The sequence below is a fragment of the Paraburkholderia sp. HD33-4 genome (assembly GCF_021390635.1).
GTDB lineage: Bacteria > Pseudomonadota > Gammaproteobacteria > Burkholderiales > Burkholderiaceae > Paraburkholderia.
This window is the reverse complement of record NZ_JAJEJS010000001.1, coordinates 3,769,901-3,792,161: the sequence shown is the minus strand read 5'-3', so window position 1 is coordinate 3,792,161 and position 22,261 is coordinate 3,769,901. Positions and strand designations below refer to the sequence as shown.

The following is a 22,261-nucleotide window of genomic DNA, read 5'->3' as shown; positions in this document are numbered from 1 at the left end:
CAGGTCAGCGCGTCGATGCAGGTCCAATGGAGTGAGTAGGGTCTTTTTTCGTCGCGCTGCAGTTCCCGCGCGACTGTTGTATGCTTCGCCGGCCGGTCGAACCGGCAATCAGTGCGTCTTCAGGGCGGGGTGAAATTCCCCACCGGCGGTAGGCCGGCAGCGCGACAGCGCGAGCCGGCAAGCCCGCGAGCGCCCGCACCGTGGTCTTCGGAATAGCGAAGACAACTGCGGGGTCAGCAGATCTGGTTAGATGCCAGAGCCGACGGTCATAGTCCGGATGGAAGAAGATGTGCAGATAGTCATGTGCGTTCCGCGACACCGCCTGTGGCCTGGGCGGCGGATGAGCACCCGCTTTTGCGCGGCGCTCGGCGGCGCGCGTCAGTCTGTTTGCAATGCCCTGAAACGTTTCTCGCCCAACTTTTGCGATGAGCGTTTCAACCATGTCCTTTGCTACTTTTCCCGCTCCGTCGACGATCGCAGACGATGCGTTCGCCGATCTCCCTCTGCTTGCCACCGAAGCCGTACCGCCGCGTATCGCCGCCGCCTTGCAGGCGCTGCGCGAGGGTCGCGCCGTGGTGCTGCAGGACGACCACGACCGCGAGAACGAAGCGGATCTGATCGTCGCGGCCGAGCGCCTGTCGGTCGAAACGATGGCGCTGCTGATCCGCGAATGCAGCGGCATCGTGTGCCTGTGCCTGCCCGACGACAAGATCCGGGCGCTCGAACTGCCGCCGATGGCCGTCAACAACGAAAGCCGTCACGGCACCGCGTTCACGGTGTCGATCGAAGCGCGCGAAGGCGTCAGCACCGGCGTGTCCGCGCAGGATCGCGTGACGACGATCCGCGCCGCGATCGCCGATACGGCCAAACCCGCCGACATCGTGCGCCCCGGCCACGTGTTCCCGCTGCGCGCGATGCCCGGCGGCGTGCTGGCGCGGCGCGGTCACACCGAAGGCACCGTCGATCTGGCGATCCTCGCTGGCCTGAAGCCGGCCGGCGTGCTGTGCGAACTGATGAACGCCGACGGCACGATGACGCGCGGCGCGGACGTCGAGCGCTTCGCCGCGCAACACGATCTGCCGATGCTGACGATCGCCGAGCTGGTCGAGTTTCGCGAGGCGCTCGCGCAGGTGCGCGAGGGCGCGATGGCCGAGGCTTGACGGGTCAATCCATCGAGCGGCACGCGGCGTCATGACGCAAAAAGCCGGTTCTTTGGAACAAGAACCGGCTTTTTTACTGACCTCGCAAAAACCGCTACGACTGCACGTCGCCGAACTCGCCGCGCACGCCCGCTTCGATCAGCGCCGGCAATTCATCCATGTGCTTGATGATCCGTGTGATGCCCATCGCGCGCAGTGCATCCGCGTAGCCATCCGGAATATGGCTCGCGCCGACGAACGCGACGGTCTTCATGCCTGCCGAGCGCGCCGCGTTCAAACCCGCGACGCTGTCCTCGACGACGAGGCAGCGCGCCGGCTCGACGCCGAGCGTCGCGGCCGCGAACAGATAGACGTCGGGATACGGCTTCGGCCGCGCAACCTGCTCGGCGCTGAACACACGCTCGCCGAAAATCTGCTGCAGACCCGCTCGCCGCACCGATGCGCTGACCCGCGTCATGCGGCTGTTCGACACGACCGCGGCCGGCAGCGTCACGCGTTGCAGCGCGTCGCGCACGCCGTGGATCGGACCGAGCGACGCGGCCAGCGCGAGCTCGACATTGTGCTCGATCGTATCGAGGAAGTTCGCGGGCAGCGCGATGTCGAACTGCTTTTCGAGGCCGGCAAGAAAGCGCGAGGTTTGCTGGCCGAACGCGGTTTTGACGACCGGGGCGAAATCGAGGCCGGGGAAGGTGGCCGTCAGCGTGTCGAACATCACGCGATCGGCGATGACTTCACTGTCGACGAGCACGCCGTCGCAGTCACAGATGAGGTGGTCGATCATGCCTGAAAAACGGTAAGCGCAAGGCGCGCGGGTGGCGGGTTGCGGGCCCGCTCACCGGGGTGAAAAGCGTCATCATACGAGCTTTCGGAGCTCGTCCTTTGGGCGTTCCGCGCGCCCGCGGCCTTACCGCCTTACGGCGTGTCGGCCCAGGCCTTCGCCGCGCGGATCGCGCGCTGCCAGCCATCCAGGCAGGTTTTGACCTCCGCGTGCGGCAGCGCCGGCGTGAAGCGGTGTTCGAGCTTCCACTGGCTTTTCAGTTCGTCGATGTCCTTCCAGTAGCCGACCGCGAGACCGGCCAGGTAGGCGGCGCCGAGTGCGGTCGTCTCCGACACCTGGGGGCGCACGGTGTCGACGCCGAGAATGTCGGCCTGGAACTGCATCAGCAGATTGTTCGCGCAGGCGCCGCCATCCACGCGCAACTCGCCGATGCGAATGCCCGAGTCGGCTTCCATCGCCTTCAGCACATCGAGCGATTGATACGCGATCGAATCGAGCGCCGCGCGGGCGATATGCGCGGAGGTCGTGCCGCGCGTGAGCCCGAACAGCGTGCCGCGCGCATGCGCATTCCAGTGCGGCGCGCCGAGCCCGGCGAACGCGGGCACAAGATACACGCCGTCGCAATGTGGCACGCCGCGCGCGAGCGTTTCGATTTCCGCCGCGTTCTTGATGATGCCGAGACCGTCGCGCAGCCACTGCACCACCGCGCCGGCGATGAAGATGCTGCCTTCGAGCGCGTAGTCGATACGATCGCCGATCTGCCACGCGATCGTCGTGACCAGATTGTTCTTCGACTCGATCGGTTGGCTGCCGGTGTTCATCACGAGGAAGCAGCCGGTGCCGTAGGTGTTCTTCACCATGCCCGACTCGGTGCACATCTGGCCGAACAGCGCCGCGTGCTGATCGCCGGCGATGCCCGCGAGCGGGATCTTCGACGCGAACACGGTGGTCACGGTCGGTCCGTATACCTCCGACGACGGCCGCACTTCCGGCAGCATGCTGCGCGGAATGTCGAGCGCGGCGAGTAGCTCGTCGTCCCACTTCAGCGTGTGGATGTTGAACAGCATCGTGCGCGACGCGTTGGTCACGTCGGTGACGTGCAGCGCGCCCTTCGTGAAATTCCACATGAGCCAGCTGTCGACGGTACCGAACGCGAGCCGGCCTTGACGCGCTTTTTCGCGCGCGCCTTCGACGTTGTCGAGAATCCAGCGGATTTTGGTTGCCGAGAAGTACGAGTCGATCGGCAGACCGGTCTTCGCGCGCACGCTCGCTTCAAGACCCTGTGCTTTCAGCTCGTCGCAGAAGTCGGCTGTGCGGCGGTCCTGCCAGACGATCGCGTTGTACATCGGGTGGCCGGTTTCGCGATCCCAGACGATGGTGGTTTCGCGCTGGTTCGTGATGCCGATCGCCGCGATCGACGTGCCGTTCATGCCGGCTCGTGTGACCGCTTCGGCGGCGACGCCGGCCTGCGTCGACCAGATTTCCTGCGGATCGTGTTCGACCCAGCCCGGCTGCGGGTAGATCTGCTGGAATTCCTTCTGCGCGGTCGACACGACGTTGCCGCGCCGGTCGAACAGCATCGCACGCGAGCTGGTGGTGCCTTGGTCAAGCGCGAGGACGTACTGATCCTGCATTGTCTCTTCTCCATGCATGTTGCGGATCGCCGGATTGCTGCCCGGCGATGCAAGCGGCGTGTTGTTGTGAGCGGGCCGCCATAGTGTGAGGGCGCGTCCCGGTGTCGTCCAGCCGAAGCTGCGCTGGGGCCGGCGCGGGGCTTGCGGGCGGCGTGCGCCGTTGCCATCGGCGCCCGTTTGTTTCGCCCGGAGTCGCGCCAGGTTGCGTTGGCTGCCGTTTTTGACGGCGAATGCCCGTTTGCCCGCGCGTGCCGCCTACGCGCTCTGCCGGGCCGGCTCGCGCGCGAACCATTCGTCGATGTCGCGCGTGACTTGCTCGAGCATGCCCGGCGCGACGTGCAGGCCGAGCTTCGAGCGCCGCCACAGCACGTCCTGCGCGCTACGCGCCCATTCGGTATCGCGCAAATAAATCAGCTCGGCTTCGTGCAGTCCCGGCGCGAACTCGCGGCCGAGCTCGGCGCGCGAGCGCGCGAGGCCGATCACGCGACTCGCGCGTGTGCCGTACGCGCGCGCGAGCCGATGCGCGAGCGACGCCGGCAGCCACGCATGCTCGCGGGAGAACTCGCCGAGAAAGCGATTGAAGTTCGCCTGTGCGATGTCGCCGCCCGGCAGCGGCGCGCCGACGGTCCACGCGGCCGCGTCGCGGCGCAGCGCCTCGCTGAGCGTATCGACCGCTTGCTCGGCGAGCTTGCGAAAGGTCGTGATCTTGCCGCCGAACACCGACAGCAGCGGCGCCTCTTGCGCGGGCGCGTCGAGTTCGAGCGAATAGTCGCGCGTGACCGCCGACGGATTGTCCGCGCTCTCGTCCTCCAGCAGCGGGCGCACGCCCGAATAGCTCCAGCGCACGTCGGCGGGCGAGATCTTCTGCCTGAAGTAGCGGTTGATCGAATCGCACAGGTACTGCGTTTCATCGGCGTCGATCGCGACTTGCGACGGGTCGCCGCGATATTCGAGGTCGGTGGTGCCGATCAGCGTGTAGTCCTGCTCGTACGGAATCGCGAAGATGATCCGCTTGTCGGGGTTCTGGAAGATGTACGCGTGGTCGTGCTCGAACAGGCGCCGCGTGACGATGTGGCTGCCCTTGACGAGCCGCACGCTATGCGTGGACGGCAGGCCGAGCGCGCCTTTCAGCAGCTCGCCGACCCACGGGCCCGCCGCATTCGCGATGGCCGAGGCGCGCACGTCGAGCGTCGTGCCGTCCGTGCGTTGCAGTCGCGCGCGCCACTCGCCGGCAGCGCGCTCGGCGTTGACCAGCTTCGTGCGCGTGAGGATCGTCGCGCCGCGCTCATGCGCGTCGAGCGCGTTCAGCACGACGAGGCGCGCGTCGTTGACCCAGCCGTCCGAATAAACGAAGCCGCGCGTGATCGAATCGACGAGCGGGGCGCCGGCCGGATGCCGGCTCATCACGATGCCGCGCGAGCCCGGCAGCAGCTCGCGTTTGGCCAGATGGTCGTACAGGAACAGACCCGCGCGGATCAGCCACGCGGGGCGCAGATCCGGCATATGCGGCATCACGAAGCGCAGCGGCCAGATGATGTGCGGCGCCGCGCGCAGCAACGTTTCGCGCTCCTGCAGCGCCTTGCGCACGAGCCCGAACTCGCGGTACTCGAGGTAGCGCAGGCCGCCGTGGATCAGCTTGGTACTCGCCGACGACGTATGCGCGGCCAGATCGTCCTGCTCGCACAGCAGCACCGACAGGCCACGGCCGGCCGCGTCGCGGGCGATGCCGGCGCCATTGATCCCGCCACCCACGACGAGCAAATCGTATTTCGTGCCTTGTGCCACCGGCTGAGTCCTCTGCATCGAATCTGGAAGTAGGTTGGAAAGCTAATCGAACGGTTCATGTTCGTTTTCGAACTTTAATGAACATATTCGAAAAAGTAAAGTTCGCTTGATCCGAGCGAGCCCAGGCCGAATGGGCAGGGAGTGGCGCAACGTGCGGCCGCGGACGATACTCTCGGCAGCAGCCATTTCGAGGTGATGTATGCGTGGACTATTGATGATCGGTGCGGCGGCGCTGATGGCGGGATGCGTCAGTACGCCGAGTCTGGAGGGGACGAGGGGCGCGACGTCGTTCGAGGCGTTGCAGAAGATGTGCTCGCCGCAAACCGTCGATTACGGCAGCGACGCGCAGATCGTCTACGAGACGTTTTTCGATGCCTACGTGGCGAACCGGCGCGGCCGGCTGTCGAACGACGACTTCTGCGCGTTCCAGGCGTCGATTGCGCAGCGCCATGCGAGCGAGGCGGGGAGCAGCGATCCGAAGGTGCGCAACCAGTGGGTCGAGTTTTTCAATGAGCAGCGCGCAAGGGCGATCAGCTGGCGTTCGGCGGTCGACCCCACCTTGCGTAACGGATAAGCGGCCGCGGCTCGACCGACGAGCCTGCTTCTCGCGCCGCCTGCCCGGCGCCGAGCTTCACTTGTGCGGCGCCAATGCTCCGCGCCACAGCATGCGCAAAATTTGCGCGAACACGGCTTCGCGCGATGGTTGCTGCCCGCTGTCGCCGGCGGAATCAGCCTGTTGCGCCGCCGAGGGCGGCAGCTGGTTCGCGAGCGCGAGCATCGTGAAACCGTGCAGGCTCGTCCAGTACGCATAGCCGATCAGGCGCGGGTCGCCTTCGAGAACGCCCGCCGCGACGAGCCGCTCGAAATGCGCTTCGAGCAGACGCCACGCACGCTGCGACGCCGCGGCCAGTTCGGGGAAAGCGCCTTGCTGTTGCGGCGTCTGATCGAACATCAAACGGTAAGCGTGCGGCTCATCGAGCGCGAAGGCGACGTAGGCCCGGCTGACGGCGCTGTGATCGATGGCCGGGGCGTTCGCGGGGATGGCTTGCGCGGCCGCTTCGAGCCGCGCGGCGAAACGGTTGAACGCGGCGGCGCGGACCATCGCCAGAATCTCTTCTTTGTCGCGGAAATAGCGATACGGTGTCATCGCGCTGCAGCCGAGCTCCTTCGCCAGTTCGCGCATCGTCACGCCTTGCGCGCCGCGCGTCGCAAACGCATTTTCGGCGACGCGCCGCATGGCTTCGCGAAACTGCTGGATCTGGTCGGCGGAGAGGGTCTTGGGCATGCGCGAGGGCGGGAAGTCCGTCGCGTGAATTTACTGTGTAAATGAGATGCGCACAACAAAGGGCCGCGAAGGCGGCCCGCTGTCAGTTCAATTGAGTGATGCGAAGTCGGAAGATGAGAGCGGCGCGCAACCGCGAAGGCGGCGTGAACACGCCGCCAACCACTCTCGAAGCAACTTCAGGTAAAACTCAGGAATAACGTTTGATGGCCCGCAATGCGGTGTCGCCGGATTCGGTCACGCGCCATTCTTCGTTGCCCGATGCGAGGCGTTCGAGTTGCACCAGTTGGCGTTCGAGCAACGCATCGAGTTCTTCTCGGTCCATTTCGACCTGGTTGGGGGCGTCCTTGACGAGCAACAACGTGGCGAATTCATGCGGACTCAGCATCGTTCTCTCCATGTCAGCAAATCACGGACAGCCTTGCAGTCGACCGGCAGGCCGGGGCGGCGTCCGCTAAAGGATCAGGGCGGGAGGTACGGCTTACACGACAGATTCACACAACCGACGCCGTGCGAAACTCGCAACGCACGCTGGGGAACTGGAGTGTAGGCGAGCACCGATGAAACGCCAACCTGGTCCCCGTAAATTTTCCATTTGACAATTGGATGCGCGATCGGCGGTCAGGCCTCGGAGTCAAATTCTTGATTTCACTCGAAGTTTTGCGTGCACCGCAGCATGGCGGAGAACGCCTGGAATTATCCGGCAATATAGATTTGACAGTTGGCGGCGCTCAGTGCTTCGGCCATGTCGGCGGGCGGGGCGGCGTCGGTGAACAGCGCGTCGATCTGCTCCAGATGTCCCTGGCGAACTAGCGCCGGGCGGCCAAACTTGGAGTGATCGGCGGCAAGGAAAACGGTGCGGGCATGCTCGATGATCGCCTCGGCGACACGCACTTCGCGCGTGTCGAAATCGCGCAGCGTACCGTCCGTTTCGATGCTCGACGTGCCGATGATCGCGAAATCGACCTTGAACTGCCGGATGAAATCGATCGCCAGTTCACCGACGATGCCCTTGTCCCAAGGCCGCACGATGCCGCCCGTCACCAGCACTTCGCAATCCGGGTAGCCGCTCATCATGCTCGCGACGTTCAGATTGTTGGTGATCACGCGCAGGCCGTGGTGGCGGTTCAGCGCGCGTGCCACCTCCTCGGTGGTCGTGCCGAGGTTGATGAACAGCGACGCCTGATCGGGAATGTGAGTGGCCACCAGCGCCGCGATGCGTCGTTTCTCCTCATGAAACATGCGCTGACGCGCGGTGTAGGAGACGTTCTCGGAGCTGGTCGGCAGACTGGCGCCGCCGTGATAGCGGCGCAGCAGATTCATATCGGCGAGCCAGTTGACGTCGCGGCGGATCGTCTGCGGGGTGACGTCGAAGTGGCTCGCGAGGTCGTCCACGGTCACGAAGCCGTCGCGTTGCACCCACTCCAGCAATTCCTGTTGCCGGGCGTTGAGAGTCAGGCGGGGGTCTCGTGTCATGGGTCTCGGGTGGTGGCTGTAGTGTCGGCGCGGTTCGCCTCGATCATCGACCAGCCGGCCGGAAGCGCGGCCGACGAAGAGCGCGGTTGCGGCTATTGTAAGACCATCGGGCCCCTTGTCCGCCAACTGACGCAGTCCGCATAAACTTCACGCGGAGGTTTCGAATCCGCTCCGAACCGTCATTCAGGCGCGATACGCATTTATTCATTTGATAAATGAATTTGTTTTTTGGCCCGCTTCGCGATGCAATCCTGGGTTCCGCGATTTACCTGCTTTACAACCTTTCCCATGATGTCCGGCGACTTTTTCGTGCCGGCGCGCGCTTTCGAGAGTGTTCGACATGACTGGCTTCAGCAACTGGCAAAACCCTTATCCGACGCAACGTCTGCCCGTGTTCGCACGCAATATCGTTTCGACCTCGCATCCGCTCGCCGCGCAAGCCGGGCTGCGCATGCTGTGGAAGGGCGGCAATGCCGTCGACGCTGCCATCGCCGCGGCCGCGGCGATCACGGTGGTCGAGCCGGTGTCGTGCGGCCTGGGCGGCGACGCGTTCGCGCTCGTGTGGGACGGCAAGAAGCTGCATGGTCTGAATGCGTCGGGCGTGTCGCCGGCGGCGTGGAACGTCGATTACTTCAAGCGCAAATACGGCGAGGAAAACGGTCTCGCGAAGCAGCCGAAGCGCGGCTGGGATGCCGTCACGGTGCCGGGCGTGATCGCTGGCTGGGAAGCGTTGCATCAAAAGTTCGGCAAGCTGCCGTTCGCCGACCTGATGGAGCCGGCCATCGAGATCGCCGAGCGCGGTCACGCGGTGGCGAGCATCGTCGCGTACAAGTGGGCGAATGCCATCCCGGAGCTGAAGGACCAGCCGGGCTTCGCGCAGACCTTCATGCCGCGCGGCCGCGCGCCCGAGGTCAGCGAGCTGGTGCGCTTCCCCGGTCACGCGAAGACGCTACGCCTGCTCGCCGAGCAAGGCCCGCGCGCGTACTACGAAGGCGAGATCGCCGAGCGGATCGCCGCGTTCGCGCGCGAAGGCGGCGCCGCGCTGAGCGCCGACGACCTGCGCAACTACCGCGCGGACTGGGTCGAGCCGATCGGCAAGGACTATCGCGGCTACACCGTGCACGAGATTCCGCCGAACGGCCAGGGCATCGCGGCGCTGGTGGCGCTGGGCATCCTCGAAAAGTTCGACGTGAAGTCGCTGAAGGTCGACAGCGTCGAGTCGCAGCATCTGCAGATCGAAGCGATGAAGCTCGCGTTTGCCGACCTGTACCGCTACGTCGCCGATCCGCGCTCGATGGAAGTCACGCCCGAGCAGATGCTCGACGACGCGTATCTGAGCTCGCGCGCGAAGCTGATCGATCCGAAGCGCGCGACCCACTTCGACTTCGGCATGCCGAAGGCGGGCGGCACGATCTACATGTCGGCTGCGGACGAAAACGGCATGATGGTCAGCTTCATCCAGTCGAACTACATGGGCTTCGGCTCGGGTGTCGTGGTGCCGGACAGCGGCATCGCGCTGCAGAACCGCGGCTGCGGCTTCTCGATGGATCCGAAGTCGCCGAACGTCGTCGAGGGCGGCAAGCGGCCGTTCCACACGATCATTCCGGCGTTCCTCACGCAGCAGGTGAACGGCCAGCAGGAAGCGGTGATGAGCTTCGGCGTGATGGGCGGCGACATGCAGCCGCAAGGCCATCTGCAAACGGTGGTGCGCATGCTCGACTACGGTCAGCAGCCGCAGGCCGCGTGCGATGCGCCGCGCTGGAAGGTCAACCGCGACTTCACGGTCGATATCGAATCGACGCTCGACCCGAAGACCACCGAGGGCCTGCAGAAGCTCGGCCACACGATCAAGTCGGTCGACGATCCGTACATGGACTTCGGCTCCGGCCAGTTCATCTGGAAGCTGGATCGCAACGAGCCGGAGCGCGGCTACGTGGCGGCCAGCGACAGCCGCCGCGACGGACTCGCGGCCGGTTTCTAGCAAGAACGAGGCAACGCCCGGAGCCGGGGTCCGCGCAGGAACCTGGCTCCCGGCACGCAGCCAGAGGTAACACGTAAGCCACGTAAGCCGCGGCATCCCGCATGCCGCGCTCTTGCGCGTGCGCTGCGCCGCCTCGCTGACGCAGGCGGTGCGCACCTACAACACATATCACGCAGCAAACCAGCAGGAGACCATCATGAACACCCCCGCGTCGCATTCGACGACCGCTTCCCCTCACGCCGCACCGCTTTCGAAAGCGATGGTGCGGCGGATCGTTTTCTCGTCGTCGATCGGTAACGCGCTCGAGTGGTTCGACTTCCTGGTGTACGGCTACTTCGCGACGATCATCGCGAAACAGTTCTTCCCGATGCAGGACGAATGGCTGTCCACGCTGCTCGCGATCGCCACCTTCGGCATCTCGTTCCTGATGCGCCCGCTCGGCGCAATCGTGCTCGGCGTGTACGGCGACCGCAAGGGCCGCAAGGCGGCGCTCACGCTCGCGATCGCGCTGATGATGGTCGGTACTTTCACGATGGCCGTGATGCCGCCGTTTTCGTCGATCGGTCTCGCGGCGCCGCTGCTGGTGCTGCTCGCGCGGCTCGTGCAGGGCTTCGCGGTCGGCGGCGAGTTCGGCAGCGCGACCGCGTTCATGGTCGAGCACAGTGCGACGCGGCGCGGCTACTACGCAAGCTGGCAGTTCGCGAGCCAGGGTCTCGCGGCGATCACCGCGGCGGCGTTCGGTTCACTGCTGACCGCGTGGCTGCCGGCCGAGCATCTGAACAGCTGGGGCTGGCGCGTGCCGTTCGTGTTCGGTCTGCTGGTCGGACCGGTCGGCTACTACATCCGCTCGCATCTCGACGAGACGCCCGAATTCCTCGCAATGCGTGAAGAGCGCGCGGCGAGCGAGGCGGCTGGCGAGCACAAGGTCGTGAACGAAACGAAGGACGCGTCGTTCTCGAATCACTGGGTCAACCTGCTGCTCGCGATCGGCATCGTTGCGCAGTCGACGGTCGGCGTGTACGTGCTGCAGCTCTACATGCCGCTCTATGCGGTCAAGCAGCTGCATATGGCGGCCGCCGCGTCGTTCGGCGTGGTCGTGCTGAACGGCGGCATGCAGTTCATCTTCTCGCCGATCATGGGCGCGCTGTCCGATCGCATCGGCCGCATTCGCATCATGCTGACCACGTCGATTCTGATGGGCCTGCTGATCTATCCGATGTTCGCATGGCTTCAGACCCATCCGACGATTGGCTGGCTGCTCGTGCTGCAGGGCGTCGCCGGTCTCTTCAAGGCCTCTTACTCGGGACCGATGCCAGCGCTGATGTCGGAGATCTTCCCGACCGAGGTGCGCTCGACGGGCCTTTCAATCGGTTACAGCATCGGCGTGACGATCTTCGGCGGCTTCGCGCCGACCATCGTCGAAACCTTCATTCATTTGACCGGCGACAAACTCGCGCCAAGTTATTACGTGCTGCTGGCGGCGGTGCTGTCGGGCGTGTCGCTGATCATCGTCGCGCTGCGCATGCGTCGGGTGCGTGCACTCCCGGGCAACGTCCAACCTGCCTGAGGGCGTGGTAGCCGGCTAAGGGGGCGCCTGGGGCCAGCCGATGGAACCGCCGATGGACCCGCCGGGCGGCACCGCCCGGGCCGTCAACCCCGCCGGGTCTGACATCTGTCCGTAAAGCCAGCCTTTTGGGCTGGCTTTTTTTTTCCTCGTGCACGACGTTTTAATACGTTGGAAGATTTCGACTATCTTGGAATCGGAACTGCGTCGATGCGGCATGGTCAGTGCTGTGTGATCTGCATGGTCGGATATCTCCGGCTAACATGCAGAGTACAAGGGCCCAACTCTAATTCACGGCGTTGTATCCGGCACGGAGAAACATCACGGCGAGCGCGGGGGCAGTTGCGAAGAACTCCACGGGTCGGTACAGCATGGGAGCAAGACACGATGCACACAGAGCTGAAGCATGTCATGCCCTGGCGGATCGAGGACATCGATCTGACGCGCATTGACCGGCAGAAGGCCGCGGCCAACGAAGACCTGCTGCTGTTGCTGTGCGCGGCTTCGTTCATCGAAAGCGGCACCGATCTCTACACCAGCAATCTGAGTACGTTTTTCAACGACGACCCCGAGGTCTCGGCCTGGCTCAACCACGAGTGGGAGCCCGAGGAAATGCAGCACGGCCGGGCGCTGAAGACCTATATCGCGTATGTATGGCCCGAGTTCGACTGGGACACCGCGTTCCGCAATTTCATGGGCGAGTATTCGCTGACATGCTCGGTCGAGGATTTCGAAAAGACCCGCGCGCTCGAGATGGTCGCGCGTTGCGTCGTCGAAACGGGCACCGCGACGCTGTATCGCGCGATCAACGAGTGCTCGGACGAAGCGGTGCTCAAGCAGATCACCGACAACATCCGCACCGACGAAGTCCGTCACTACAAGCACTTTTTCAAGTACTTCAAGAAGTACAACCGGATCGAGGGCAACGGCCGGCTCGCGGTGCTCGGCGCGTTGATGCGTCGCGTGATGGAGATCAAGAACGAAGATTCGGAGATCGCGTTGCGGCACGTGTTCGCTATTCGCTATCCGGAGCGCGTGCACGACTGCGCGTATAACCGCGAGCGCGCCGCGCGCATCAGTAAGCTGGTGCGGCGCAATCTGTCCGCCGACATGTGCATCAAAATGCTGCTCAAGCCGCTCGATCTGCCGGCGCGCATTCAGCCGGGCTTGCATTACCCGCTCGCGAAGATCACTCAGCACGTGTTCTTTCGGTGAGCTTTCCATGGACCCGACGAAGAGAAACAGGAAGCAAAGCCCGCTGATGCGGGCTTTGGCCTTTTCGAGGCATGATCGAGCTTCGCTGACTACTTCGACTGGACCAATGGCATGAGCGATTCCTCTTCCGCATCCGGGTCCGCGCGTCCGCTCGAACAGAACGTGTTCGACGAATGGCCGGCCAACGTGCGCGCGTTGTTCGACGGTTCGTCGCTTGCGGACAAGGTGGGCTTCACCGCGTCGCTACTGAGCGTCGATGCGAACGGCCACGTGCGCACATCGCTGCTGAGCGTCGGCGAACTCTATGCGCCCGACTCGCGCACGCTGTGCATCGCGCTATGGCCGCAGGCGCGGGCGACGCGCGCGATCTCTCAAAGCGGGCGCGCGGCGTTGAGCTTCGTCTGCGACGAGGCGTTCTATCAGGTGCAATTAGGTGTAGCGGCGCTGCCTGGCGTTGCCGGCGACGACAGCGGCCTCGTCTATCTGCTCGGCTCGATCGACACGGCGGAGGCGCAAAGCGTCCGCTATGCGCGCCTGACAGGCGGCATCACATTCGAATTGCAGGGGGAGGGGAGTGCGGTGCTCGAGCGATGGGAACAGCAGGTCGAGCATTTGAAGCGGGCCGCCGCCGCGAGCAGCCGTTAGTCTTCGAGCAGTGAAGCGCTAACGGCTGATCGAACGGCAGCCTTCAGGCACGGCGACGCTTAACGGCCACGCTCGCCGTTGCGCGACGATTGCGTGCTTCGTGGCGCATCGTTGCGCTTCGCACCGCCGCCGAGCAGTGCGCCCGGATTGCCGCCGTTGTGCGAACGATTGCCTTGCGGCTTGCGCGGCGCATGGTGCGCGGCACCGCCATCATGTGCTGCAGTGCGCGGACGATCGTCGTGACGCTGTGCCTCGCGGCGCGGCTGCCCACCGTTGCCGGCCGGCTTCGCGCCTTGCGGCCGCGGTGCGGGCTGAGCGTTCGATGAACGCTGACCCGTGCCCTGTCCCGAACGCTGACCGGAGCCTTGAGCCGCGCTTTTAGCCGCGCTTTTGGCCGGGTTCGCCGATGCGCCGCCACCCGCACCCGCGCCATCACGACGCCCCGTAGCTTGTCCCTGGCGCGGCGAACGCCCGCCGCCGCCCTGGCCGCGCCGCTGGATCGGCTCCGGCTTCGCGCTCGGGTCCGGCTCGAAACCGGCGATCACTTCCTGCGGGACCGGACGCTTGATCAGCTTTTCGATGTCCTTCAGCAACTGCAGTTCATCGACGCACACGAGCGACACCGCCTCGCCCGTCGCGCCCGCGCGCCCGGTGCGGCCGATACGGTGCACGTAGTCTTCCGGCACGTTCGGCAGATCGAAGTTGACCACGTGCGGCAGTTGATCGATATCGATGCCGCGTGCGGCGATGTCGGTCGCGACCAGCACCTGCAGCGTGCCGTCCTTGAACTCCGCGAGCGCGCGCGTGCGCGCCGACTGGCTCTTGTTGCCGTGGATCGCGAGCGCGCTGATGCCGTCCTTCGTCAGCTGCTCGGCGAGGCGATTCGCGCCGTGCTTGGTGCGCGTGAACACGAGCACCTGGAACCAGTTGTGCTGACGGATCAGATGCGTGAGCAGCTCGCGCTTGCGGTCGCGATCGACCGGGTGAATCTTCTGCGCGACCGTTTCGGCGGTCGTATTGCGGCGCGCGACTTCGATCAGCGCCGGCGAGTCGAGCAGGCTGTCGGCGAGCGCCTTGATCTCGTCGGAGAAGGTCGCCGAGAACAGCAGGTTCTGACGCTTCGGCGGCAGCTTCGCGAGCACGCGCTTGATGTCGTGGATGAAGCCCATGTCGAGCATGCGGTCGGCTTCGTCGAGCACGAGGATCTCGAGATGCGACAGGTCGATGGTCTTCTGCTGCATATGATCGAGCAGACGGCCCGGCGTCGCGACGACGATATCGATGCCGCGCTTCAACGCATCGATCTGCGGATTGATGCCGACGCCGCCGAACATCACGGTCGACTTCAGCTTCAGATACTTGCCGTACGCACGCACGCTTTCTTCGACCTGGGCGGCAAGTTCGCGCGTCGGCGTGAGGATCAGCGCGCGCACCACGCGCTTGCCGCCGGCGGCCGGCTGCATCGAATTCAAACGCTGCAGGATCGGCAGCGTGAAACCGGCGGTCTTGCCGGTGCCGGTTTGCGCGCCGGCGAGCAGATCGCCGCCGTTGAGGACGGCCGGGATCGCTTGAGTCTGGATCGGAGTCGGGCTGGTGTAGCCGAGTTCATTGACAGCGCGGACCAGCGGTTCGGACAAGCCGAGGGAATCAAAAGACATAAAAGCTCTTTGCAATGCAGTTTCGCGAACGGCCCCGCTGGGCCCAACGGACCCCAACGCGGAAAACCAGCGCGGCATCGACACGCCCGCATGGCGTGTGCGAGGCCGAAGCCCGGTTCCGTTCACGGAGAAATCGGCGGCACGCTCACAGATGTGCCGAATGTTTCAACGCGCTATGCAGACACGTCGACTGGCCTTAAGTTGCAATTCGTCGCCGTGGAATGTCACGCGACATAGCGCGCGACACTGACGAATTGACACAGACTGCCCGCCAGTACGAACAGGTGCCAGATACCATGTCCGTGGCGGATGCGCTCGTCGTTGATGAAGAAATAGATGCCGGCGCTATAGATGACGCCGCCGGCCACGAGCCACGCGGTCCCCGCGGCCGGCAGAGCCTGCACCAGCGGGCGGACGGCTACGAGCGCGAGCCATCCCATCAACACATACAGCACCATCGACACGCTGCGGGTGCGTCGCCCGAGCGTGAGTTCCTGCACGATGCCGAGGGCAGCGAGCCCCCAGCTCACGCCGAAGAGCGACCAGCCCCACGGTCCACGCAACGTGACGAGCGTGAACGGCGTGTAGCTGCCGGCGATCAGCAGGTAGATCGCCGAATGATCGCATTTCTGCAGAATCGCCTTCAGACGCGGATGACTGACGCTGTGATACAGCGTCGAAATCGCATACAGCACGAACAGCATTGCACCATACACGCTGAAGCTGACGACCTTGTACGCGTCGCCGTCGAGCGCTCCCATCGTGACGAGCGCCGCCAGCCCCACCACCGACAGCACGGCGCCGACGAGATGGGTGATGCTGTTCAAACGCTCACCGAAGGGCACGACTCTTTCCTCCTGCACGGTCCCACGAAGGCGACCACCAACACAAACAGGCCCACATGATACCGGTCCTGAAAAAACGAAGGGCGCGGCCGCGAATTTCGCAGGCCGCGCCCGGGGTGCGTCAAACCCTGCTTAGTCGAGCGGCGCCGAACGCAGTTCGGCCACTTGCTGCGGCGATACGGCCGTGCCGTGGTTGCCCCAGGACATACGGATGTACGTCACGACCGCCGCGACTTCCTGATTCGACAGAGCCTGCGCGAACGGCGGCATGCCGTACGGATGCGGGTTCGCCTCCGTGCTCGGCGGATAACCGCCGTTCAGCACCATGCGGATCGGGTTGACCGCCGACGGCATCTGGATCGACGGGTTGTTCGCAAGCGGCGGGAACGCCGGCGGCTGGCCGAGACCATTTTCCGCGTGGCACTTCGCGCAGTTGTCAGCGTAGATCTTCTGACCTTGCTTCAACAGTTCGCCGCCGAACTTTTCCGAGGTTTCGAGCTGCATCGGTTCCGGTGCTTCGCTCTTCTGCGGAATCGTCTTCAGATACGTCGCCATCGCGTTGATGTCTTCGGGCGACAGATACTGCAGGCTGTTGTGAACCACTTCGGCCATCGGACCGAACACCGCGCCGCGGTTCGACACGCCGGTCTTCAGCAGATCGGCGATGTCCTTCAGATCCCAGTCGCCGAGGCCGGCTTCACGGTTCGACGTCAGCGACGGCGCGTACCAATTCTGCAACGGAATCAGACCGCCCGCGAACGCCGCCGAGTTGACCGGGCCGCCCATCGCGTTGATCGACGTGTGGCACATGCCGCAGTGGCCGAGGCCTTCGACCAGATACGCGCCGCGGTTCCATTCGACCGACTTGGTCGGATCCGGCTTGAACTCGCCTTCACGGAAGAACAGCGTGCGCCAGCCGATCAGCATGTTGCGCTGGTTGAACGGGAATTTCAGTTCGTGCGGACGGCTCGGCACGTTGACCGGCGTGACCGAGCGCAGGTACGCGTAGATCGCGTCCGCGTCGGCGCGCGTGACTTTCGTGTAGCTCGTGAACGGGAAGCCCGGATAGAGCAGGCTGCCATCTTTCGAGCGGCCGGTGTGCATCGCGCGATAGAAGTCGTCCTGGGTCCACTTGCCGATGCCGTACTGGTCGTCCGGCGTGATGTTCGGCGTGAACATCGTGCCGAACGGCGTGGCCATCGGCAAGCCGCCCGCGAACGGCTGGCCGCCGCGCACCGTGTGGCAGGCGATACAGTCGCCGGCGCGGGCGAGGTACTCGCCCTTCTTGATCAGGTCGGCCTGGTCCGCGGGCGTTGCCGCCACGGCCACGCCGCTGCTATGCAGATGGTCGCCGCCCGACCACAGGACGGGAACGAGTGCGGCGGCCGCGACCACGACGACTGCCGAGAGGGCGAACAAAGACTTGCGTTTCATTTGAATGTCTCTCCCGGCGCCTTATTGCGGTTCGCTGCCGCAGGCAAGCGGAGTCTTCAAGGAGCGGGCCGGAGCCGGCACGGGGTTTTGCGGAGCCTGCTGCGTGGAAAGCCAGGCCGCGACGGCGTTCACGTCTTCGTCGGTCAGGCGCGTGGCGATGGTGTGCATGCAGTCCGGCGCGATCGCGTGACGCGTACCCGAGCGCCATGAGCCGAGCTGCGCGCTGATGTAGTCGGCGTGCAGTCCGACGAGACCCGGGATCGCCGGTTCCATACCGGTCAATGCCTTGCCGTGGCAGGCCGCGCAAGCGGGCACCTGCTTCGCGGCATCGCCGTGCAGCACGATCTCCTGACCGCGCGCGAGCGTGGTGGCCGAGACCGTCGGCTTGGCCGGCGTCGGATACGGCGGGCGCTGCTGCGAGAAGAAGGTGGCGATCTGATGCAGGTAGTCGTCGGAGAGATACGTGACGAGGTAGTTCATCGGCGGGTACTTGCGGCGCCCTTCACGGAAATTCTGCAGCTGATTGAACAGATATCCCGCCGGTTTGCCCGCGAGACGCGGGAAGTAGTCGTTGTCGGTACCTTGCCCATGCGAGCCATGGCAGGCCGTGCAGCCTTGCACGCGCGCTTCCATCGTGTCGGGGGCCTTCGGTTGAGTCTGCGCTTTCGCAGCGCTATAGACACCCGCGGAGCCGATCAGCAGAAGGGCAAGCAACGGGCGGAAGAGGCGTCTTGAAGACACGCGTAACTCCATCAGAATCGGGGACCTGACCGAACTTCGGGCGGCTCGGTGTGAAGGACAGCCGTCGCTGCGGCGACGCAGCATTCTATCATCGAAGGGTGATGGTGACTATTTGCCGCATTAGATGCGGTTTCAGGTGTGACCGCCATGCGACAGTCTGCCGCGTTTGCCAGTTTCGGACTTCAGATGCGTCGTGCGTCGTGGTCAATGCACTTCCGTGCCTAAAAAATAATCGCCGCCACGTCGCCGCAAGCACGACGTCGCGCGGCACATTCGCTCGAGCCAGGTTGAACCGATCCCCGCGCGCGCCATCGAAGCGTACACTTCCGGGCTCGCCGGCCGTCGTAGAGACGCTACGCGTCGCCGGCCCGGCTATGTTCCGTTCGTTCTCATCCGCTATCGGCCTTACATGAAGCTATTCGATTTTTCCTCGACGCTGCGTGCGTTGATGTCCGGCGCGCTGGCGCTGGCCATGTCGTCCACCGCGTTCGCGCATGCGCATCTGATCTCGAGCGTGCCGGCCGCGAATGCCGAGACCGACGCGCCCGCCGACGTGACGATCCATTTCACCGAGCCGCTCGAGCCCGCGTTCAGCAAGATCACACTCGCCGATGCAAGCGGCAAGCCCGCGACGCCGGGCGCGTCGACGGTCGACGGCGCGGACGCCCGCGTGATGCGCCTCGCGCTGCCACAACTGACGAGCGGCCGCTACGCGGTGCACTGGATCGCGGTGGCCACCGACGGCCATCGCACCCAAGGCGACTTCGCGTTCAACGTCAAATGAACTTCGACGGACTGTGGATCGGGCAGGTCGCAATGGCCGCGCTCATGAACGTCGCATTTGGTTTCGCGGTCGGCTCGTCACTGCTCGGCGCATGGCTTGCGAAGGACGGCCTCGCGAGCACGTCGCCGGCGCGCCCCGGCTTGATACGTGCGCAACGCTCGATGCTCGCGGCCACCCTCGTGCTGGTGCTCGCGGATCTCGGCTGGCTGTTGTATCAGGCGGCGTCGATGAGCGGCGTCGCATTGCCCGCGGCGTTCGGCGTGGTGCCGACGGTGCTGACGCAAACGCATGTCGGCTACGGCTGGAGCGTCGCGTTCGGCGGCGCGCTGGTGCTGCTCGGCACCGCGCTGAGCCATGGCACCGGCATGCTGCGCACTACGCTGCTGTGGCTCGCGGTGCTCGCGATCGCGGCGGGCAAGGCGTCGCTCGGTCATGCGGCCGATGCCGGCGTCATGTCGGCCGCAATCGGCATGCAGACGCTGCACGTGCTCGCGACGAGCGTATGGGGCGGACTCGTGATGGCCTCCGGCTTCGCGGTTCTGCCGGCGCTCGGCGCATCGACCGCGCGCGGCATGCTGATCCGCACGGCGACCCAGGTGTCGAATGTGTCGATCGTCGCGGTCGCGCTGGTGTTGCTGTCGGGCGTCTTCAACGCGGTGCGCGGCTCGGGCGGTTCGTTCGAAGCGATTCAGGTGAGCACGTGGGGTCACGTGCTGACGCTGAAGTTCGTGCTGGTCGCGCTCGCGCTGGTGCTCGGCGGACTGAACCGGAGCTCGGCGCTGCCGCGTCTGCGTCGCACCGCGTCGACGATGGATGCGCACACCTTCGTCAACGTGATGTATCTGGAAGCGCTCGTGATGATCGGCGTGTTCGTCGTCGCGGCCGCGTTGTCGCATACCGTGCCGGCGTTCGCGGCGCTCGGTTGAACGCAACGGGGGCGCGGCATGCGTGTTCGACCGCTGTTCGATGGCTGCGTGATGGATGCGTGAAGGCCGTGCCCGTCCATCACGCATCAGTTCTGCGACATAGTCCGCGCGACAGCGCCGCATGAGCGCCGTTATAAGCGCCGCATAAAAAAACGCCGCACTCCGAACACGTGCGGCGCAATACACACGGTCGCCTGGCGGTGGCCAGCGCATCCGCTACTACTCGTCAGGCAACGGGCGCGTCGTCGCGCGCCCGTTCCAGCGTCTCCTCCGCAAACATCTCCTGCTGTAGTTCGCCCGCGTCGCTGAACCATTGGCAGATCAGCCAGTTGCCCGGCGCGAACAGCACGCGACCGCGCCACGTCGCCGTCATCGGGCGGCCGCCGGACTTTAGCCGAAGCACGTCGCCCGCGCGAAACGCCCGTTTCGCGGATCTGATTCTGAGTGGTGGCGTCAGTCGCATCGCGCGCTCAGGTGCGAAGCCCGCTTACTCGAAGCCGAGTCGATGGCCGAGAATCGGCGCGCAGAACAACGCGATCGCGCAGCCCGCGGTCTTGCCTTCGAGTTCGGCGACCGCCGCGTGCGAGCCGACCATCTGCGTGAGCAGATCGAAAATCTGCGGCACGCAGTACAGCACCGCCGCGGCGATAAAGCATTTCTCGACCACCGAGATGTTCCATCCGCGCTCATACGCGAGCATCGCACCGATGACGCGCAGCACGCCGAAGGCGACCAGCGCGCCGACCGCCGCCTGTTCACGAATCAGATAGTCAGGAAGGAATTCGCCCATGGTGTTCCCCACTGCGTGCGTTATTTGCACGCATTTCAGCAAGGAGCAGGCCATGCGTATGTCCGATACCGAACAAACGTCGCGAAAGCCAGGCGGGATAAGGCTTGGCGGGGAATGAGGCAGGGCGGGCCGCGGCGCTCGAACGTCTGTTCGTGCCGCCGCGGTCCGGGATGTCACGTTACTGCGACGGCCCTGCGCGTCAGGTGGCCGTGACGCGCAGGCGCAATGACGAACGAAGCGTCAGCGGATGCGCTCGATCTTGCCCACGAGGAACAGATACGACAGCGCGCCGACCACGCCGACCGCGCTCATGAACATCAACGCGGGCTTGAAGTCGCTGTTCTTGACGATGAAACCGATCACCACCGGCACGCAGATCGACGACAGGTTGCCCATCAGGTTGAACATGCCGCCGGTCAGGCCGAGCAGTTCCTTCTTCGCCATCGACGACACCAGCACCCAAGTGATCGACGAAAAACCGCTGCCGAAGAACGCGATCGCCATGAAGAGGATCACCATCGCGGGCGTGTCGACGTAGTTCGCACCGACGATCGCCGTCGACAGCAACAGGCCGGTGACGATCGGCACCTTGCGCGCGACGGTGGCCGACACGCCGCGCCGGATCATCCAGTCCGACAGCAGCCCCGAGCCGAGAATCCCGACGAACGCCGCGAGAAACGGCACGGCCGCCATGAAGCCGGCCTTCAGGAAGTCCATGTGCCGGTACTTGACGAGGTAGGTGGGAAACCAGGTGAGGAAGAACCACAGCGTCGAGGTCACCGCGATCTGGCCGATATACACGCCCCACAGCTTGCGGTTGCCGAGCACGGCGCGCCAGTCGGCGGCGGTGTAGCGCGTGCGCACGCGTTGCGTGTTGCCGAGTTCGACGAGGCCGCCGCCCGCGCGAATGATGTCGAGCTCGGCGGCGTTGACGTCGGTGGCCTCGGACGGCTCGCGGTACAGCGCGTACCAGACCAGCGCCCAGCCAATGCCGATCGCGCCCGTCAGAAAGAACACGCCCTGCCAGCCGAAGTGTTCCTGCGTGAGCACGAGCGCGGGCGTCAGGAACGCGAGCCCGACGTACTGGCCGGACGTGTAGCTGGCGATCGCACGCGCGCGCTCGTGGTCCGGAAACCACGTGGTGACGATGCGATTGAGCGTCGGATAGGCGGGTGCTTCGAGCGCGCCGAGCAGCACGCGCAGTGACAGCAGCATCGCGAACGCGCTGGCGAAGCCCTGCAGCAGCGTCGCGAGCGACCACAGCCCGATGATCAGCGCGAGCAGCAGGCGAGGGCGCGTGCGGTCCACCAGCATGCCGCCCGGAATCTGCAGCAGCGCGTAGGACCAGCCGAAGGCCGAGAACACGAGACCCATCTGGGCGGGATCGAGCTGCAGGTCCTGGCCGATCGCGGTCGCGGCGATCGACAGATTGCTGCGATCGAGATACGTAATGACTACGGTGATGAACAGCATCGCGAGCAGGCGATGCCGTTTGCCGGTCGCTTGCGTGCGAACGTGAATGTGGGTCGTCTCCACTGAGGTGAACCTCTTGATGTTTTTCTA

21 protein-coding genes and 1 riboswitch are annotated in these 22,261 nt (G+C 65.0%); of the genes, 8 read left to right on the top strand and 13 right to left on the bottom strand.

Annotated elements, in window-relative coordinates:
• Positions 1 to 111: 111 nt before the first annotated feature.
• A riboswitch (FMN riboswitch) is annotated at positions 112 to 293 on the top strand.
• A gap of 147 nt (positions 294 to 440) precedes the next feature.
• Entirely contained in the window at positions 441 to 1,160 is a 720-nt protein-coding gene (gene ribB / locus L0U84_RS16820) for a 3,4-dihydroxy-2-butanone-4-phosphate synthase (RefSeq protein WP_211193395.1), read from the top strand.
• A 94-nt stretch (positions 1,161 to 1,254) separates the two neighbouring features.
• Here the strand turns inward: ribB and L0U84_RS16815 are convergent, their stop codons facing one another.
• The 3 genes from L0U84_RS16815 to glpD all read right to left on the bottom strand — a co-directional run bounded on the left by L0U84_RS16815 (position 1,255) and on the right by glpD (position 5,375).
• Positions 1,255 to 1,941 carry an HAD family hydrolase gene (locus L0U84_RS16815; RefSeq protein ID WP_233851266.1) on the bottom strand — a complete coding sequence of 229 codons (687 nt, stop codon included), beginning with the start codon at positions 1,939 to 1,941 and terminating at the stop codon, positions 1,255 to 1,257.
• Positions 1,942 to 2,072: 131 nt separating this feature from the next.
• Positions 2,073 to 3,572: a glycerol kinase GlpK gene (gene glpK / locus L0U84_RS16810; RefSeq protein ID WP_233851264.1), complete on the bottom strand. Its 1,500-nt coding sequence runs from the start codon at positions 3,570 to 3,572 to the stop codon at positions 2,073 to 2,075.
• Between the two features lie 255 nt (positions 3,573 to 3,827).
• The gene (gene glpD / locus L0U84_RS16805; protein WP_267939650.1) at positions 3,828 to 5,375 is read right to left on the bottom strand and encodes a glycerol-3-phosphate dehydrogenase; all 1,548 of its coding nucleotides are present in this window, start codon (positions 5,373 to 5,375) and stop codon (positions 3,828 to 3,830) included.
• 181 nt (positions 5,376 to 5,556) lie between these two features.
• On the opposite strand from glpD, the gene L0U84_RS16800 reads away from it, so the two are divergent.
• Entirely contained in the window at positions 5,557 to 5,931 is a 375-nt protein-coding gene (locus tag L0U84_RS16800; protein ID WP_233851262.1) for a hypothetical protein, read from the top strand.
• 57 nt (positions 5,932 to 5,988) lie between these two features.
• On the opposite strand, the gene L0U84_RS16795 is transcribed toward L0U84_RS16800, so the two are convergent.
• The 3 genes from L0U84_RS16795 to L0U84_RS16785 all read right to left on the bottom strand — a co-directional run bounded on the left by L0U84_RS16795 (position 5,989) and on the right by L0U84_RS16785 (position 8,115).
• The gene (locus tag L0U84_RS16795; protein ID WP_233851260.1) at positions 5,989 to 6,642 is read right to left on the bottom strand and encodes a TetR/AcrR family transcriptional regulator; all 654 of its coding nucleotides are present in this window, start codon (positions 6,640 to 6,642) and stop codon (positions 5,989 to 5,991) included.
• A gap of 187 nt (positions 6,643 to 6,829) precedes the next feature.
• Positions 6,830 to 7,027, bottom strand: coding sequence for a hypothetical protein (locus tag L0U84_RS16790; RefSeq protein ID WP_168991437.1), 198 nt, complete (start codon positions 7,025 to 7,027; stop codon positions 6,830 to 6,832).
• A 308-nt stretch (positions 7,028 to 7,335) separates the two neighbouring features.
• The gene (locus L0U84_RS16785) at positions 7,336 to 8,115 is read right to left on the bottom strand and encodes a DeoR/GlpR family DNA-binding transcription regulator (RefSeq protein WP_233851258.1); all 780 of its coding nucleotides are present in this window, start codon (positions 8,113 to 8,115) and stop codon (positions 7,336 to 7,338) included.
• Positions 8,116 to 8,455: 340 nt separating this feature from the next.
• Here L0U84_RS16785 and ggt point away from each other — a divergent pair, with 340 nt between their 5' ends.
• The 4 genes from ggt (at position 8,456) to L0U84_RS16765 (ending at position 13,520) form a co-directional block, all read left to right on the top strand.
• Positions 8,456 to 10,096 carry a gamma-glutamyltransferase gene (gene ggt / locus L0U84_RS16780; protein ID WP_233851256.1) on the top strand — a complete coding sequence of 547 codons (1,641 nt, stop codon included), beginning with the start codon at positions 8,456 to 8,458 and terminating at the stop codon, positions 10,094 to 10,096.
• A 196-nt stretch (positions 10,097 to 10,292) separates the two neighbouring features.
• Complete coding sequence (locus L0U84_RS16775; protein WP_233851254.1) at positions 10,293 to 11,663, top strand: MFS transporter; 1,371 nt, start codon at positions 10,293 to 10,295, stop codon at positions 11,661 to 11,663.
• A 384-nt stretch (positions 11,664 to 12,047) separates the two neighbouring features.
• Positions 12,048 to 12,875 carry a ferritin-like domain-containing protein gene (locus tag L0U84_RS16770; RefSeq protein ID WP_233851252.1) on the top strand — a complete coding sequence of 276 codons (828 nt, stop codon included), beginning with the start codon at positions 12,048 to 12,050 and terminating at the stop codon, positions 12,873 to 12,875.
• Between the two features lie 111 nt (positions 12,876 to 12,986).
• On the top strand, positions 12,987 to 13,520 hold the full coding sequence (locus L0U84_RS16765) for a hypothetical protein (protein WP_233851250.1): 534 nt from the start codon (positions 12,987 to 12,989) through the stop codon (positions 13,518 to 13,520).
• Positions 13,521 to 13,579: 59 nt separating this feature from the next.
• Here L0U84_RS16765 and L0U84_RS16760 read toward each other — a convergent pair whose 3' ends face one another.
• The 4 genes from L0U84_RS16760 to L0U84_RS16745 form a co-directional block, all read right to left on the bottom strand.
• Positions 13,580 to 15,178 carry a DEAD/DEAH box helicase gene (locus L0U84_RS16760; protein ID WP_233851248.1) on the bottom strand — a complete coding sequence of 533 codons (1,599 nt, stop codon included), beginning with the start codon at positions 15,176 to 15,178 and terminating at the stop codon, positions 13,580 to 13,582.
• 224 nt (positions 15,179 to 15,402) lie between these two features.
• Positions 15,403 to 16,023, bottom strand: coding sequence for a PAQR family membrane homeostasis protein TrhA (gene trhA, locus L0U84_RS16755; RefSeq protein ID WP_233851246.1), 621 nt, complete (start codon positions 16,021 to 16,023; stop codon positions 15,403 to 15,405).
• A gap of 132 nt (positions 16,024 to 16,155) precedes the next feature.
• On the bottom strand, positions 16,156 to 17,457 hold the full coding sequence (locus L0U84_RS16750) for a c-type cytochrome (protein WP_233851245.1): 1,302 nt from the start codon (positions 17,455 to 17,457) through the stop codon (positions 16,156 to 16,158).
• 21 nt (positions 17,458 to 17,478) lie between these two features.
• The gene (locus L0U84_RS16745; RefSeq protein WP_233851244.1) at positions 17,479 to 18,210 is read right to left on the bottom strand and encodes a c-type cytochrome; all 732 of its coding nucleotides are present in this window, start codon (positions 18,208 to 18,210) and stop codon (positions 17,479 to 17,481) included.
• A 397-nt stretch (positions 18,211 to 18,607) separates the two neighbouring features.
• Here L0U84_RS16745 and copC point away from each other — a divergent pair, with 397 nt between their 5' ends.
• Together copC and L0U84_RS16735 are read left to right on the top strand one after the other, a co-directional pair.
• Positions 18,608 to 18,982 carry a copper homeostasis periplasmic binding protein CopC gene (copC, locus tag L0U84_RS16740; protein ID WP_233851243.1) on the top strand — a complete coding sequence of 125 codons (375 nt, stop codon included), beginning with the start codon at positions 18,608 to 18,610 and terminating at the stop codon, positions 18,980 to 18,982.
• Positions 18,979 to 19,908 carry a copper resistance D family protein gene (locus L0U84_RS16735; RefSeq protein WP_233851242.1) on the top strand — a complete coding sequence of 310 codons (930 nt, stop codon included), beginning with the start codon at positions 18,979 to 18,981 and terminating at the stop codon, positions 19,906 to 19,908. Before copC ends, L0U84_RS16735 begins: the two co-directional genes overlap by 4 nt.
• Positions 19,909 to 20,134: 226 nt before the next feature.
• Here the strand turns inward: L0U84_RS16735 and L0U84_RS43810 are convergent, their stop codons facing one another.
• From L0U84_RS43810 to L0U84_RS16720, 3 genes are all read right to left on the bottom strand, one after another.
• Entirely contained in the window at positions 20,135 to 20,371 is a 237-nt protein-coding gene (locus L0U84_RS43810) for a YodC family protein (RefSeq protein WP_267939648.1), read from the bottom strand.
• Between the two features lie 24 nt (positions 20,372 to 20,395).
• On the bottom strand, positions 20,396 to 20,698 hold the full coding sequence (locus L0U84_RS16725; protein WP_233851240.1) for a hypothetical protein: 303 nt from the start codon (positions 20,696 to 20,698) through the stop codon (positions 20,396 to 20,398).
• A gap of 240 nt (positions 20,699 to 20,938) precedes the next feature.
• Positions 20,939 to 22,234 carry an MFS transporter gene (locus tag L0U84_RS16720; RefSeq protein ID WP_233851239.1) on the bottom strand — a complete coding sequence of 432 codons (1,296 nt, stop codon included), beginning with the start codon at positions 22,232 to 22,234 and terminating at the stop codon, positions 20,939 to 20,941.
• Between the last annotated feature and the right edge of the window lie 27 nt (positions 22,235 to 22,261).